A 15093-nucleotide genomic window follows, 5' to 3' on the forward strand; every position below is an offset into this window, starting at 1 on the left:
GTGGGCGGGCGGTGGTGACGAGCCGAACTCGCCCCAAGTATAGTCTCGTCGATGCGCAGCGTGATTCCGTTCCTGGAGTACTACCTCCGCCCGGTGCCGGGCTTCGGACTCGTGCAGCCCGTCCTCGACGCCCTGCAGCTCCGGCGGTGGAACCTCCACCTCGAGCCTACGCCGCCCCGCGCGGTGAAGGCGGACCTGGTCCTCCGCTTCGCGTCGCCCCGGCGCCAGGCCTTCGTCGAGACCGGCACCTTCTACGGCGACCTGCTCCAGCTGGTGCGCGACCGCTTCGAGGTCCTGCACTCCATCGAGCTCTCACCGGGTCTGGCCCGCCGGGCGGCGCGGCGGTTCGCCTCCGAGCCCAGGATCCACGTCCACCAGGGTGACAGCGGCGAGCTCCTCGGCCCCCTGCTGCGCGAGCTCGCCCGGCCCGCCGTGCTGTGGCTGGACGGTCACTACTCCGGCCCCCTCACGGCGCGCGGGGCGACCGACACGCCGCTGCTGCGGGAGATCGACTCCGCCCTCCGCTACGGCACGCCGGAGGACGTCCTCCTGGCGGACGACGCGCGGCTGCTCGGGACGGACCCGGCGTACCCCACCCTCGATGACGTGCGGGCCCTGGTGCGCGCGCGGCGCGGCGACTGGGACGTGACCGTCGAGTGCGACGTGCTCAAGGCCGCGCGCCGCGACGATCGCTGAAGCGCAGAGGTTTCTCCTCGGCCAGCGCTGGGCTCACCCCGGCAGCGTCTCCGACGGCGGCAGGCGCGGGCGCGCGAGATCCCGCTCCAGCCCGTCCAGCCGGTAGTCGATCTCGCGGAAGCGCCGAGAGAGCGTCGTCAAGATGACGCCCGAGGTGATCAACGTCATCCCCAGCAGCTCGAGCCCCGTGGCCAGCACGGCCGTCGGGATGCGCACCTCGTGCGTGTGCAGGAACTCCCAGGTGACGTACGCGCCGGGGCAGAGGCCCGCCATCATGATGCCCAGCCCCATGCCTCCGAAGAAGGTCAACGGTCGGTAGTCCCTGAGCAGCGCGAAGATGGCGGCCAGGATGCGCAGGCCGTCGCCGATGACGCGGATCTTGGAGGTGCTGCCGGGGGGCCGACAGGTCAGGCGGACGGGGATCTCGACGGTGCGGAAGCCGCGGTCCAGGGCGACGATGGTGAGCTCCGTCTCGAGCTCGAAGCCGCCCGAGAGGATGGGCGAGCGCCGGACGAACTCGCGCGACATTGCGCGGTAGCCCGTCAAGAGGTCGCTGATGCGCGCGCGAAAGATGGCGTTCACGGTGGCGAGGAAGAGGCGGTTCCCGAGCCGGTTCATCCAGCGAAACTCGCTCGCCGAGGCACCGTCGAGCCGCCCCCCGATGACGACGTCCGCCTGGTCGTCGAGCACCGGTCGGAGCAAGAGGCGCGCGGCGGACGCAGGGTAGGTGCCGTCGCCGTCCACGAGCAGATAGACGTCGGCGTCGACCTCGCGGAAGCCCTTCCGGACGGCGTACCCCTTCCCGCGCCTGCTCTCGCGCAGGACGACCGCACCCGCCGCCTCGGCGATCGCGCCCGTCTCGTCGGTGGACCCGTTGTCGACGACCACGATGGTCGCCTCCGGCAGCTCACGGCGGAAGTCGGCGACCACGGCCGCGATGGTCAGCGCCTCCTGCAGGCAGGGGATGATGACCGCGATGCTCGCGCTCCGCCGCCCCGGCGCGCGGGTGCGACCCGAGCGCTCTTGCGCCCCGTCCTCACGCGCCGCCGTCTCCTCGAGGGCCCGGACGATCATGGCGAGAGCGCCGCCTCTCCCGCGGGCGAGGGCTCGGTTCGCCGCCACCCGCGGGCGACGGCGAGGACGGACGCGAGGGCGAGGAGCGGCACCAGCATCGCCAGCGCGAAGCCGCGCCGGATCACCTCCCCTGCTCCGTAGGGCTCGGTCACCTGCGCGAACTGCTGGGCCAGGGACACGAACATCGAGTTCTCCATCGTGAAGTAGAGCACGTCGTTGTCGGCGGGCAGGGGCGCCGAGGTCGCCGAGGTGGTGGCGAGGCGTCGCTCCGAGGCCAGGCGAGGCAGGGTCGTCGCGAAGTGGGCCTCGACCGGATAGCCGGTCACCGGCACCGCCTGCGCGACGACGAGCAGCGCCCCCGCCGCGAGCGCGGCCGCCCTCACGGCGGCCCGTCGCGTCCGCAGCTCCTCCCAGAGCCACCAGGCGAGCGGCGCCGCCGCGACGTACAGCGGAGCCATGTAGCGCGGCCCCCAGGCCCACTCCCCGTGCCAGTACTTGAACCGGCCGAACGACAGGAGGCACGCGAGGAGGTACGCGCCGAGCGCCCGGAACGCCTGGGGATGGCGCCGGTACAGCGGTCGCGCGCAGAGCACCACGCCGATGAGCGGCGGCCCGTACCACAGCACGCCCTTCCCCGGGCTGATCGTGAGCCCGGCCATCGCCTGCAGGTGCTCCCGCGAGAACCACCCGACCAGGAGCTGGTCCGCGGTCCCGACCGACGTGACGGTGTAGGCGACCAGCGGCGAGCCGAACCGCAGCCAGTTGTACCAGGCGACGACGGCGACGCCCGGCAAGCAGCCGATCGCGCACGCCAGCCCGCGCCGGGCCACGGCGCGCAGTCCCCCCGGGCCCTGGCCCACCACGAGCACCGCCGCCGGGACCGCCAGGACGCCCGCGCCGAGCCGCGTGGCGAAGGCCGCGCCGAGCGCTGCGCCGGCCCACGTCCATGCTCGCGGGCGCTCCTCGCCCGAGCCCGCCCAGAGCAGGATCGCGATCGCGAGGACCTCGATCAGGTTGTCGTAGCCATGGGCCACCGAAGGCCAGAGCGCCGTGCCGAAGCAGACGAGCATCGCGCCTGCCATCGCCGCCGGCGGCGACGCGCCGCTCCGGCGCCCCCACGCCACCAGCGCCCAGGCCGCAAGCCCCAGGACGAGCAGCGGCGCCAGGCCCTCGACGGCCTCGTGACCGGACAGCCTCAAGGCGAGGACGGGAAGCTGCAGCACGAAGGCGACGGGCGGGTACCCGGTGTACGCGTGGCCGTCGCGCCCCCGCATGAGGTAGTGGTCGTCGGCCGGCGTGTGCGCCGTGACGACGAACCCCTTGCCCCTGACGAAGTTGTAGGCGACCTGCAGCTTCACGACGTTGTCCCAGTTGCGAACGCCCGGCGGAAGGCTGAACCACGCCGAGCCGACGACGACGAGGCACGCCACGGCGCCGACGAGCAGCCAGCGCGATCGATCGGAGCGGCTGGTGGTGGGGCCGGGCATGGACATGAGCGCATCGTACCGTGAAATCCCGGCGCGCCGCGCCACCCGACGGCGCGGGCGGACATCGTCGCACCCGCGACGACCTCGGCGCGGCGCGCCCGCTCGGAGCGCCGCTGCACCTCTGCTATAAGCGAAGCCTTGCGGCGCGCGGAGGATCAGACGAGCGGTGGGCGGCTGGGGATGGCCAGGCTCGCGCCGGTCGCGCTCATCCTCGCGGTGGCGGCGGCGGCGCTCGCGGCGGGCTGGGGACGCTGGGGCAGCTTCGTCCTCGACACGGGCCGCGAGCTGGAGTGGCCGAGGCGAATCCTGCGGGGCGAGCGACTCTACTCCGACCTCCGCTACTACTACGGCCCCCTCGCGCCCTACCTGAACGCGCTCCTGTACCGGCTGTTCGGCGTGCGGCTGGAGGTGCTCGCGACTGCGGGCGCGGCGACGGGCGTCGCGACCGCGCTGACGCTCCACGCCATCGCCGCACGCTTCGTCGGCCGATGGGCGGCCGTGGCCCCCGCCATCGGCTTCGTCTGCGTGCTCGCCTTCGCGCACCTGGGCCCGGAGGGCATCTTCAACTTCGTCCTCCCGTACTCGTTCGCCGCGACCTACGGGATGCTCTCGGCGCTGCTGTCCCTCGCCTTCCTGCTCCGCCACCACGACTCCGGCGGCGCGGCGCCGTTCGCGGCCTCGGCGGCGTGGCTCGCGCTGGCGGGGCTGTGCAAGGTGGAGCCGCTCACCCCGGCGCTGGCGGCCCACGGTGTCTTCGCGTGCGCGGCCCTCCTGTCGCGTCGCCTCCGCTGGCTCCACGTCGCCGGCTACGCGGCGGCCGCGACCGTGGTCGGCGCGGTCTACGGCTTTTTGTACGCGCGCACCGGTCCGGCGCTCTTCCGCGACAACCTGGGCGGAGTCCTCAACCCGGGGTCGGATCACTTCATCCGCCAGGTCATGGGCCTCACGGACCTGCGGGAGAACCTGGTGGCGGCCGCGCTCTCGGTCGCGGTGCTGGGCTGCGCCTCGGGCGTGGCGCTGGGGGCCGCCGCGCTCGCTCGCTCGGCGCGCCTCCGGCCGCCGGCGCGCGCGGCGGTGGTCGCCGCGAGCGGGCTCGCGGTGCTGGCCTTCGCGGCGTCCCTGAGCCCCGATCGTCCCTTCCGCGCGCTCCCCTTCCTCGCCCTCGGCGCGGCGGGGTTCTGGGCGCTCCGCTGGTGGCGCGACCTCGGGAGTCGCACGGAGTCGTTGCCGCACCTGCTCCTGGCCGTCTTCACGGTGGCGGCGTCGCTGCGCATCACCTTCGCGGCGACCCCCGCGCACTACGGCTTCTTCATGCTGGCGCCCGCCCTGGTGTGGCTCGGGGTGTTCCTCTTCGGAGACCTGCGGCGGCTGGCGCCGGACTCACCCTGGACGCGCCGCGCCGTGGCGGCCTGCGGGGCCGCCCTCTTCGTCGGGAACTCGGCTGCTGCGACGTTCTCCTCGAGCAGGTTCCTGGCAGAGCGGACCGTCCACCTGTCGCTGCCCCGCGGGACCGTCTGGCTGGCGCCGGAGCTGCTCGAGCCCGCGGCTCCCTTCGAGCAGATCGCGCGCGCGCCGCCTGCCAGCAGCTTGCTCGTCCTCCCCCACGCCGCGGCGATCAACTTCCTCCTCGAGCGCCGCGGCTGCGCGGACGGCATGGCCTCCCACCTGCCGATGGAGTTCTACGGTGGGTACCGCGAGGCCGCCGTCATCGCGCGGTGGGAGCGCGACCCGCCCGATCTGGTGCTCTGGTACAAGTGGATCATGCGGGACATGGGCGATCAGCTCTTCGGCGTGACCTACGCCGTCGAGGCCGGCCGCTGGATCCGGGCGCACTACGAGCCGGTCACGGATCCCTACGCGCCGATCGTCCTGCTCCGGCGGCGGCCCGGGGCGGCGCAGCGCGCCGCCCCGCCGGCGCCTTGAGCGCAGGGTTCGTCACCGCGACGGCACGGGCGGCGGCACCGGCCCCACCACCACCGTGGCCCCGCCGCGGACCGCCGCCTCGGGGACCTCGAAGCGGACCGGACGCCCGCCTTCAAGCGAGGCCGTCCAGGCGTCCCCGGACCTCACGTTGCCGCTGACGTAGCGGCTGGGGAACGGCAGCACGAGCTCGAAGGTGCCGTCGGAGGCGGCGTCGGTCCACGCCTTGTACACGTGCGGCCGCCGGTGCTCGGTGAAGGGCAGCTCGGCCACGACGCGCGCGCGCGGCGGAGCCGTGCCTCGGACCACCGCGCCGCGGACGCGCTCGTAGCTCCAGAGGAAGGGCAGGCGGAACGTCATCCCCGCGACCGCGCCGGTCGAGGCGAACCGCGGCAGCAGGTGCGCCAGGTGGTGGACGCTCCACCCCGGGATGCCCGAGCCGGCGACCAGCAGCGGCGACAGCGGCAGCTCGACCATGTAGCGCTCGTCGAGCCTCCCGGCCGCGAAGCTGCGCACCCCGCCGGCCGTGGTCACGTCGGCGCCCAGGGTGGCCGCGCCGGCCAGCACGAGCCCGACCTGGTGCTCGGCCAGGTACGCCTCGAGCTCGGGCTCACCCTTCCGCAAGAGCTCCTCGGCGCGCGAGAACTCCGCCGCGTCGAGGTACGAGCCGAAGCCGTTCACGATCACCGGCCGCCCCGACATCGCCTGGACCTGGTGACCGGAGTCCCAGCTCGTGAACACGCCGGGCGCGAGCGCCGCCGGCGGGGGCCGGTCGCGGAGATCCAGCGCCGCCTCGACGAAGGGCTCCGCCGCGAGCGGCGCGCGCGGCGCGCGGAGGAGCAGCGCGCGGCTCGGCGGATCGGCCGCGTAGAGCGCGAGGAGCGCGAGCGGGGCCCAGACCGGCGCCCGGGCCCAGGGCAGGCGCGCGGCGGCGAGCCGCAGCAGCGTCGCGACCGCCAGGCCGACGCACACCGCCAGGAACGGGACGAGCACCCGGTCGAACCGGTTCTGGAGGAGCGACAGCGCGGTCACGCACCCGGTGACGAACAGCAGCCCGAGGGCGCGCCGCGAGCCGCGCGCCAGCCGCCACGCCACGAGGGCCGCCGCCGCGGGAAGGAAGAAGCCGGACCACCCGAGGAACCAGTAGGCGCGGAGCCACCCGGCGGCGCCGTCCAGCCCTCGGAACATGGGCTGGAACTCGCCGACGGCGTCGAGCCAGGGATCCCGGTGCAGGAGCCAGCCGGTCAGCGCGCCTTGCACCTCGCGCACGGCGGGCCAGGCGAGCGCACCGGCGACGGCCGCGAGGGCCCCCGCGCCGGCAGCGACGCCCCAGCACCTCGCCCGGCGCCGCCCGGCGCCGGCGCGCGCGCACCACGCCAGCGCCAGGATCGCGGCGCCCGCAAGCGCCACCAGCGCCGGCTGGAGCAGCGTCGGGAGCTTGAACGAGAGCAGCTGCCCGTGATCGAGCAGGGCGGGTACCGTGAGCGCGGCCGACAGCGCGCCGCCGGCGAGCAGCGCGGGGCCGCCCGAGCCGAGGCTCCGCCCGTCGCGGAGCGCGGCCCACGCCAGCGGCCCCGCCGCGATCGCGACGTACAGCGGCGACCCGGTGAAGCCGTAGACCGCGACCGCCGAGACGAGCGCCCCCTCCAGCTCGATGCGGAGGGGGCTCGGCGGAGGCCGCGCCGCGCCAGCTCCCGCGCCCGGTAGCCGGCGCAGGCTCCACGTCGCGAGGAGCGTCATCACCAGCGCCTCGAACACGTGGTGATCCACCCGGCCCAGCCGCGCGTGCAGCACGCCCTCGGGGACCAGGGCGGCCGCGACGCCCGCCGCCAGCACCGCGCCGCGCCAGCGGGCGCCGGGAGCGACGGTGCGCGCGAGGCGGAGCGTGGCCGCCACGGCGAGGAGCCCGAGGAGCACCGGCCACAGCGCGATCGCGAGGCGCTCGCGAGCCGGGCTCCCCCCGCCCAGCGCGGCGGCGAAGGCGGCGGCGCCCAGATCGAAGCCGTCGGCCCATGGGCAGGCCGCGCCGCGCGGCCAGTTCATCCCGGGGTCGAGGTGCGGCACGCGGGGAAAGTGGCGCAGCGTCTCGAGGGCGCGGTGCAGGTGGTAATAGGAGTCGCCGTCGAGCTGCGGGAGCAGCTCTCCGGACCCGAGCACGGCCGGGTAGTTCGAGATCCTCACCCAGCCGGCGAGCGCGAGCACCGCCAGCACGGCGAGCGAAGCGAGGAGGGACCGCCGGGAGCGCCGCACGCGAGACCCCACGCAGATCAGCCGAACAGCCGGAGCACGGGGAAGGCCCGCGCCAGGAGGCCCGCCAGCCAGAGCCACTCCAGCGCGCCGGCGACGAGGAAGGGGCCGAACGGGACCGCGTGCTTCGGCGGCACCCAGTCCTGCTCGCTCGCGGGCGCGGCGCCCGCGCCGGCCTGCTCCTGCTCCTGCTCCTGCGCAGCGGGCGCGGCGTCGGCCGTGGGCTCGCCGGGCGCTTCGCCGCCGTCGCCGGGCAGGAGCGGTGGCGGCGGCGGGAGCGGGCCTGGGAGCGGCGCGGCGGGCCCCGGCTCTCCCTTGCCCATCGCGAGGAGCGCGAGCCCCACCACGGACCCCTGGACCGACGCCAGGAGCACCACCGGCAGGAGCGGCAGCGGGCCGAACCAGGCGCCCAGCCCCGCGAGCAGCCACACGTCGCCGAACCCCAGCGCCTCCTTCTTCAGGAGCCGCTCGCCGAGCCAGCCGAGGAGCGCGAAGGCCGCGAACCCGAGCCCCGCCCCGTAGAGCGCGTGGCGCAGGGTGGTGGCCGGCGTGATCCCGAGCGGCGCCACCAGGATCCCGAAGGCGAGGACCGCCCAGGTGAGGACGTTCGGGAGGAGCCAGGTGTCGACGTCGATGAACGCGAGGGCGAGGAGCGCCGCGACGAACGCGAGCTCGACCGCCGCCGCGCCGGACAGCCCGTGCCGCGCGTAGATCACCAGCGCCGCCGCCGCCCCCAGCGCCTCGACCGCCGGGTAGCGCGCGGAGATCCGCGCGCCGCAGGCGCGGCAGCGCGCCCGCAGGGCGAGCCAGGAGACGATGGGCAGGTTGTCGTACCAGCGGATCGGCGTGCGGCAGCGCGGGCAGCGCGAGCCCGGGTAGACGATCGACTCCCCCGCCGGCACGCGCGCGATGACGACGTTGAGGAAGCTGCCCACGACGGCGCCCAGGAGCGCCACCCAGACCGCCACGAGCGCGCCGAGCGCTGGGCCGAGCTCCGGGGTCACGGCGCCGCGAGCCGCCGCGGCGTCGCTTCGGGGCGCGCTTCGCCCTCCTGCAGGCGCCGCATGAAGAAGTCCTCGAGCGTCTCGCGGTGGGGCGTGAGCGCGACGAGCCGCCCGCCGGCGGCGAGCACCGCGCGGACGGCCCCGTCCGCGCTCGCCTCGTCGTCGAAGGCGACGCTGACGCGTTCACCCTCCTCCGCCAGCACGCGCCCGCGGGCGAGGGCGCCCCGCGCGCCCTCCGGCACCATCGCCGAGAGCTCGACCGTCTTGACGCGCGGCGAGAGCAGCTCGCCCAGCCGGCCCACGTCCCGGAGCTGGCCGCGCATGATGATGCCCACGCGATCGCAGAGGCTCTCCACGTCGGGCAGGATGTGGGTCGAGAAGAAGACGGTCTTGCCGCGCCGCTTGAGCTCCAGGATGAGGTCCCGGACCTCCTTGCGGCCGATCGGGTCGAGCCCGCTCATCGGCTCGTCCAGGATGACGAAGGCAGGGTCGGCCACCAGGGCCTGCGCGATGCCGAGGCGCTGCTGCATGCCCTTCGAGTACTTGCGGATCTGCCGGTCGGCGGCCGGGGTGAGGCCGACCAGCTCGAGCAGCTCGTCGCACCGCCGCTTCGCGTCCGCCCCGGGCACCCGCGCCAGCCGGGCGAAGAACCGGAGGGCCTCGCGGCCGGTCAGGAACTCGTAGTAGGCAGGGTTCTCGGGGAGGTAGCCGATGCGCGCCTTGGAGGCCGTCGACGGGATGGGCGCGTCGAAGATGAACGCGCGGCCGCCGCTGGGGAAGATGAGCCCCATGAGCATCTTGATGGTGGTCGTCTTGCCGGCGCCGTTCGGGCCGACGAAGCCGAAGATCTCGCCCTCCTGCACCGAGAGCGTCAGATCGCGCACGGCCTGTACCCGCCGCCGCCGGAAGCCCACCTCGAAGGTCTTGGCGAGGCCCTCCGTCCTCAGGATCATCGGGCGCATCTTCAGCGGGCTGCGGCGCCTTGTCAAAGACGGGCCGCGCTGACGAAAATCGTCAGTGCTCGCCACCCGCCGACGGATTTCGTCAGGGGCATGCGGATGTCCGACACGGGGGGATCCGCGAGCTTGCGAGCAAGCGCCGCTGGCACCGCTCGTGCTTCAGTCAGGACGGTACACAGCAGGTGTCGCACAGCTGCGCATGTCCTGGCGGAAGGACCGCCACGACGCACATGGAGGCAACATGAAGAAGACGTCCAAGGGCTTCACCCTCATCGAGCTCATGATCGTCGTGGCCATCATCGGCATCCTGGCCGCCATCGCGATCCCGAACTTCCTCCGCTACCAGCTCCGCTCGAAGGCGAGCGAGCGCAAGACGAACCTGGAGGCCATCTTCAAGTCGGAGGAGGCCCTCCGCCAGAGCGAGCGCCAGGCGACGTCCGGCGTCTCCGGCGTCTACTACGGCTTCGCCCAGGACCTGCCCACGGGCGGCACGCTCGGCACGGCGAAGCTCGCGTGGGCCGACACGGACCTCGCCGAGGCGCAGAAGATCGACTGGATCGTGCAGGGCTCGACCTACGCCCGCTACAACGCCAAGGCCAACACCAACGGCGTCGCGCTCTCGATCTGCGCCTGGAGCGACATCGACGGCGACACCAAGATCGCGGCCGACGCGGTCTACAACCCCCAGATCGGGCCGGACGGCAAGATCACGACCAACGGCGTGCCCCCGGCGGCGCCCTGCACGGCGGCCCCCGACGTCACCCTCCACGCGCTGGCGACCTCGGACGCCGCGGGCGCGGCTCCGGCCGACCCGATGGGCCAGGTCATCCCGCTCTCGGCCGACAGCGTCTTCTAGGCCTCTCGGGTTCTGTCGTAACATCGGCGGCGCCGCTCGCGAGGGCGGCGCCGCTGTTCGTTTCGCCCGACCCATGAAGCTCCGCGCCGCCGCCCTCCCGCTCGCCGTCGCCCTCGCGCTCGCCTTCCCGCTGCGCTGGGCCGCGCTGGGCGCGCTGTCGCGCATGGGGCTCGATCGGCCCTACGACGTGCCGTACGTGCCGGAGCCGGGCGCGCTGCGGATCCTCTCCGCGCCGGTGCGGCTCACCGTCGCCGACGCCTACTGGCTCGAGGCGGTCCAGTACATCGGCGAGCCGCGCGCCGGCGAGCGCGGCTGGGGGAAGCTGTACCCCCTCATCGACCTCATCACCGACCTCGACCCAGGGCACGGCTACGCCTACCAGACGGGCGGCATCGTCCTGTCGTCGCAGGGGCGCCTCGCCGAGTCCGACGCCCTCCTGAAGAAGGGCCTGCAGCCCGGGCGCCCGGCGTGGTGGACGTTCCCCTTCTACCTGGCCTTCAACGACTACTTCTACCGCGGCGACTACGCCTCGGCGGCGCGCTGGGCCGAGCTCGCGGCGCGCACGCCGGGCGCATCCCCCCACATCTCCCAGCTGGCCCTCTCGCTCGACGTGAAGAGCGGCTCCGTCGACGGCGCGATCCGCTTCCTCGAGGAGCTGCGCGACACGGCGCGGGACGACGCGACCGCCGCCGCGCTGGAGGAGCAGTACAAGCTGGCGCTGCTGCAGCGCGACTTCGCCCGGCTCGACGCGTCCGTCGCCCGCTTCGCGGCGGAGCAAGGCCATCCCGCGCGCTCGCTCGACGAGGTCCGCGCGGCGGGGCTCCCGGCCCCCACCACCGATCCGTTCGGCGGCCGTTACTACCTCGACCCGAAGGACGGGAAGGTCCACGCCACCGGCCGCGACTTCCGCTTCAAGCCGCCGGACCCCGGCCGCCTCCAGCTCCCCCCCGCCGCGCCGCAGCGACAGGAGAATCAACCGTGAACGCCATCCGGTGCCTCGCCGGGCTGACCTTCCGCGAGTCGATGCGGCAGAAGCTGGCGGTGAACCTGCTCATCTTCGCGCTGCTCCTCATCGGCGCGTCGGTCGTCATCTCGCAGGTCACGTTCGGCGAGCAGTACCGCATCATCGCCGACCTGGCGCTGACCGCGGCCCAGCTCTTCGGCACGCTCATCGCCGTCTTCGTGGGGGCGGGCTTGGTCGCGGGCGACGTGGCCCGGCGCACGCTCTACCCCGTCATCGCGAAGCCCATCTCGCGGACGCAGTACGTCGTGGGCCGCTACCTGGGGCTCGTCCTCGTCCTCACGCTCAACCTGGCGGTGATGGCCGGGACCACCGTGGCCGTGCTGGCCGTCTACCTGCGCGGCTTCGGCTTCCTCGCGGGCCCGCTCCTGCCCGCGCTGGCCGCGCTGGCGGCCCAGCTCGCGGTGGTGGGGGCGATCGCCGTCTTCTTCTCCACGTTCACCAACGCCACGCTGGCCGCCATCTTCAGCCTCTGCCTCGCCTTCTCCGGCCACTTCTCCCGCGACGTGCTCGCCTACTGGCGCGGCAACCCCGTCCTCCGGGCCGTCGGCTTCGCGCTGCCCCACCTGTCGGCCCTCGACTTCAAGGTGCAGGTCGTCTACCAGGAGGCGATCAGCGGGGCGCAGCTCGGGTACGCGCTGCTCTATGCGCTGCTGTACGCGACCGTCGCACTCGCGCTCTCGTCGGCCATCTTCGCCAGCCGCGATCTCCGCTGAGACTCGGCAGCCGCCTGTGCAGGCGCTGCAGATCCTGCAACGTTTTCATGTGCGACGGCGGCACCGGAGACCTGCGCTGCGGCGTTTGCAGCGTGATTTCGTGGGCTTTCGAACACCCGCGCCTGCCCTCGCGTCGCATCGCTCTTGCAGGTGACCCGGCCCGGAGGTCTCCGTGCCGGCAACTCCGAGAAGACAGCGCGGCTTCACGCTGATCGAGGTCGCCGTCGTGCTCGCCATCGCCGCGGCGATGGTCACGATGGGATACCCGCTCGTACACCGCACCCGGCCGCGCGTCGAGCTCGCCGGGCTGGGCACCCAGCTCCACGCGTTGGTCCACCGCGCGCGGCAGGAGGCGCTCGCGCGTGGGAAGGACGTGGCGGTGATCTTCTACCCGGCGGCGACGACGTCCTCGGGGACAGGGCGCATCCTGGTCATCGCCGACGAGGCCGGCGGCTTCATGGGCGGAGCTGCTCCCGCGGGGAACCTGGACTACTGCACCACGCTGCCCAACCTGCACGGCGACACGCTGGACGCCATCGACCTCCCGCGGGGGGTGACGCTGTCCGCGCCGGCTCGCGCCCAGGCGTTCCCGTTTCCGTACAACCTGGCGCCAGCACCGGCCAACGGCTGCAGCTTCTGCACCGGGACGGTCCCCAGTGGCGGCGGCGCGCGAGGCGCGCTCCGCTTCGATGCCCGCGGCCGTGCCGCCTTCTTCGCCGACTGCGGAGTGGCGAGCGCCCTCCCCAACGGTGGGAGCGTCGCGCTCACGAACTCCGAGCTGGGCGGCTCCCGCGTCCTGACGGTACTGCCGTCGGGCGCCATTCGAACCTTCAGCGTGGAGTGATGGTGGCCCCCATGCGCTCGCACCACCCCCACGGCTTCAGCCTCGTCGAGGTCACCATCGCGATGGCCTTGCTCGTCATCGGCGCGGTGGGCGCGCTCGGCATCGCCAGCCAGAGCGTCAAGATGAACGAGGATGGACGGCGCATCACCCGAGCGGCCGCCCTCGCCCAGGATCTGGTGGCCAACATCAACCTCTGGGCGTACGACGACCCCCGGCTGACGAACGCCCTCCCCGCCAACGACACCGACCTCGGCGACGGTACGCTGGCCTTCGAGGCCGCCGGCGCACCACCGGCCGACCACGGCGAGGTGGATCTCACCGCCGGCGGCGCCGTGTGGCTGGGAGTCCCGCAGGCCGAGTTCGCGGCAGCCGGCTACGAGCGCTACTGGAACGTGTCGGAGAGCGACGACTGGAACGGCAACACCGTCCCCGACGCGAAGCGGATCGCGGTCATCGTCCGCTGGCCGCAGGGCGGTGGCTTCCGCCGGCTCGTCCTCTTCACCACCAAGGTCAACCCGGCGGACGCGCAATGAAGATCCCGAGCGCACGCGGCTTCACCCTCGTCGAGCTGATGGTGGCGTCGCTGGTCGGCGTCATCGTGGTCGGGGGGGCGGTCGTCCTGATGATCAACCAGCAGCGGGCCTTCGCCGCAGGCGCGGACGACCGCGCGTTGCAGGAGGCGGGACGGCTCGCCCTGGAGGACATCTCGAACAACCTGCGCATGGCCGGCTACGGCATCGATCCCGCCATGGCCTTCGATTTCGGGAAGATGGACAACGCCCCGATGGATCGCGCTCCCGGTGGCACGCTGGTGACCATCACGGGCCAGTCCTGCGCGACGCCCGTCACGTGCCGTGACAGCGCCACCCGTCCGGACGAGCTCGTCTTCCTGGCCCGGGACGCCTTCTTCAACCACGCGGTCGCCGCGGCCCCAACCACCACCGAGGTGAAGATCCAGGGCCCGCTCAACGTGCCGCTTCACAAGGGTCAGATCCTGCAGCTCGCCTGCTACACGGGCACGCTCGACTGGGCGTACGTCACGGTGGACGCCGAGGTCCCGGTGAAGACCTCGACCGGCGCGATCTCCGTCGCGGTGGGCAGCCACACCGGAACCGACTTCCCCTTCCAGAACGACTGGCTGCTGCGCCCCTGTTTCCAGGACGGCGCCGTCGCGGCGCTCAAGGTCGACAGGTTCCGGTACTTCGTCGGCACCTACGACGCGGCGGGAGCGGTCCAGACCTGGGGCGCGGCGGGGGCGCGGCCTTTCCTGATGCTGGATCAGGGGCTGGTCGACGCGAGCGGGACACCGATCCTGACCGTCGCAGCGCCGGACGTGGAGGATCTGCAGGTCTCGTACCTCTTCCCCGCCGCGACGGCGCCGGCGCTGGGCAGCGTCCCCGCCGTGGCGGGCACCCCGCTCGCCAATGCGGCCGGCGGGATCGAACTCGCGCCCGCGGCTGGCATCCCCAGCTATGGGACCGCCCGCACCGACCCCTCGCGGTTCACCAATCACCCCGCCAACATCAGAGGCGTGCGCGTCGCGGTCGTGATCCGCTCGGCCGAGAAGCGCACCACCCTGGGCTCGTTGCAGGACAACCAGCTCCCCGCCGCAGGGAACCGCAGCGCGCTGACCGCGCCCGAGACCGGCTACCGGCACCTGCTGTTCGAGGCCACCACCCTGACGCGCAACCTCGACGCGCGCACGCCGTACATCCCGGTCCTTTCCACGGCGGCGGGCACCGACAACCTGAACGTGGGCGGCGGGTAGGCCCGAGGCTTCCATGACAAGTCGATCCCAGCACGGCAGCGCCCTGCTCTTCACGCTTCTCGTGATGACCGCCATCCTTGCGGTCGCGGTCGCGATGATCCGCTACTCCGCCCTGGAGCTCTCGGCCTCGACGGCTGGCCGCAAGCAGCAGGAGCTCGTCGCGTGCGCCGAGGCGGGACGCACGCTCCTGCTGAGCAAGTTCAAGCTGCTGGGGGCACCCGTCACCGAGGTCCTGCCGCTCAACGTGGCGCTGGACAGCAGGACCCAGCTCGCGGCTGGCCACTATGACGGGGCCAGCGTCGTCCAGGTGAGTCCACTCCCGGCCTGGGCGGCCGGTCCGACGAAGCCCAGCACGGCGAACTGGCGCATCCAGGCGCAGAGCCTGGGCGGAACGCCGTACAAGGTCGTCGTCCACTGTCAGGTGGGAGGGGATGGCACGCCCACCAGCGGGCGCCAGCTCGAGGTGGAGTTCGGCATCCGGTTCGGGCTCTAGGCGAGGGA

Annotated in this window: 14 protein-coding genes; 9 read left to right on the forward strand and 5 right to left on the reverse strand. The window is 73.5% G+C overall.

The features are described from left to right. Window positions 1-51: 51 nt before the first annotated feature. Window positions 52-696 carry a class I SAM-dependent methyltransferase gene (locus HWY08_RS01960; protein ID WP_176062434.1) on the forward strand — a complete coding sequence of 215 codons (645 nt, stop codon included), beginning with the start codon at window positions 52-54 and terminating at the stop codon, window positions 694-696. Window positions 697-729: 33 nt separating this feature from the next. Here the strand turns inward: HWY08_RS01960 and HWY08_RS01965 are convergent, their stop codons facing one another. Both HWY08_RS01965 and HWY08_RS01970 read right to left on the reverse strand, forming a co-directional pair. Next, window positions 730-1770 carry a glycosyltransferase gene (locus tag HWY08_RS01965; RefSeq protein WP_176062435.1) on the reverse strand — a complete coding sequence of 347 codons (1041 nt, stop codon included), beginning with the start codon at window positions 1768-1770 and terminating at the stop codon, window positions 730-732. Continuing rightward, on the reverse strand, window positions 1767-3263 hold the full coding sequence (locus HWY08_RS01970) for a glycosyltransferase 87 family protein (RefSeq protein WP_176062436.1): 1497 nt from the start codon (window positions 3261-3263) through the stop codon (window positions 1767-1769). Before HWY08_RS01970 ends, HWY08_RS01965 begins: the two co-directional genes overlap by 4 nt. Window positions 3264-3395: 132 nt before the next feature. Between HWY08_RS01970 and HWY08_RS01975 the strand changes: the two genes are divergently transcribed. Beyond that, window positions 3396-5180 carry a hypothetical protein gene (locus HWY08_RS01975; RefSeq protein WP_176062437.1) on the forward strand — a complete coding sequence of 595 codons (1785 nt, stop codon included), beginning with the start codon at window positions 3396-3398 and terminating at the stop codon, window positions 5178-5180. A 12-nt stretch (window positions 5181-5192) separates the two neighbouring features. Here the strand turns inward: HWY08_RS01975 and HWY08_RS01980 are convergent, their stop codons facing one another. Genes HWY08_RS01980 through HWY08_RS01990 form a run of 3 tightly spaced genes read right to left on the reverse strand, consistent with a single transcriptional unit; the run spans window position 5193 to window position 9381 of the window. Then, window positions 5193-7388, reverse strand: a complete 2196-nt coding sequence (locus HWY08_RS01980; RefSeq protein ID WP_176062438.1) for a hypothetical protein — start codon at window positions 7386-7388, stop codon at window positions 5193-5195. A 56-nt stretch (window positions 7389-7444) separates the two neighbouring features. Next, window positions 7445-8428, reverse strand: a complete 984-nt coding sequence (locus HWY08_RS01985) for a prepilin peptidase (protein ID WP_176062439.1) — start codon at window positions 8426-8428, stop codon at window positions 7445-7447. After that, window positions 8425-9381 carry an ABC transporter ATP-binding protein gene (locus HWY08_RS01990; protein ID WP_176062440.1) on the reverse strand — a complete coding sequence of 319 codons (957 nt, stop codon included), beginning with the start codon at window positions 9379-9381 and terminating at the stop codon, window positions 8425-8427. The genes HWY08_RS01985 and HWY08_RS01990 overlap by 4 nt, the downstream gene beginning before the upstream one ends. A 247-nt stretch (window positions 9382-9628) precedes the next feature. Between HWY08_RS01990 and HWY08_RS22215 the strand changes: the two genes are divergently transcribed. The 7 genes from HWY08_RS22215 to HWY08_RS02025 all read left to right on the forward strand — a co-directional run bounded on the left by HWY08_RS22215 (window position 9629) and on the right by HWY08_RS02025 (window position 15085). After that, a complete protein-coding gene (locus HWY08_RS22215; protein ID WP_176062441.1) occupies window positions 9629-10243 on the forward strand; it encodes a type IV pilin protein in 615 nt (204 codons plus the stop codon). 73 nt (window positions 10244-10316) lie between these two features. Further along, complete coding sequence (locus tag HWY08_RS02000; protein WP_176062442.1) at window positions 10317-11225, forward strand: tetratricopeptide repeat protein; 909 nt, start codon at window positions 10317-10319, stop codon at window positions 11223-11225. After that, on the forward strand, window positions 11222-11980 hold the full coding sequence (locus HWY08_RS02005) for an ABC transporter permease (RefSeq protein WP_176062443.1): 759 nt from the start codon (window positions 11222-11224) through the stop codon (window positions 11978-11980). Before HWY08_RS02000 ends, HWY08_RS02005 begins: the two co-directional genes overlap by 4 nt. A gap of 172 nt (window positions 11981-12152) precedes the next feature. Further along, window positions 12153-12824, forward strand: a complete 672-nt coding sequence (locus HWY08_RS02010) for a pilus assembly FimT family protein (protein WP_176062444.1) — start codon at window positions 12153-12155, stop codon at window positions 12822-12824. Beyond that, window positions 12824-13357 (forward strand): prepilin-type N-terminal cleavage/methylation domain-containing protein, encoded by a 534-nt coding sequence (locus tag HWY08_RS02015; protein ID WP_176062445.1) that lies wholly within the window; start codon window positions 12824-12826, stop codon window positions 13355-13357. Before HWY08_RS02010 ends, HWY08_RS02015 begins: the two co-directional genes overlap by 1 nt. Beyond that, the gene (locus HWY08_RS02020) at window positions 13354-14592 is read left to right on the forward strand and encodes a PilW family protein (protein WP_176062446.1); all 1239 of its coding nucleotides are present in this window, start codon (window positions 13354-13356) and stop codon (window positions 14590-14592) included. Before HWY08_RS02015 ends, HWY08_RS02020 begins: the two co-directional genes overlap by 4 nt. A 13-nt stretch (window positions 14593-14605) precedes the next feature. Continuing rightward, entirely contained in the window at window positions 14606-15085 is a 480-nt protein-coding gene (locus HWY08_RS02025) for a hypothetical protein (protein WP_176062447.1), read from the forward strand. Window positions 15086-15093: the final 8 nt, after the last annotated feature.

The organism is Anaeromyxobacter diazotrophicus (assembly GCF_013340205.1).
GTDB lineage: Bacteria > Myxococcota > Myxococcia > Myxococcales > Anaeromyxobacteraceae > Anaeromyxobacter_A > Anaeromyxobacter_A diazotrophicus.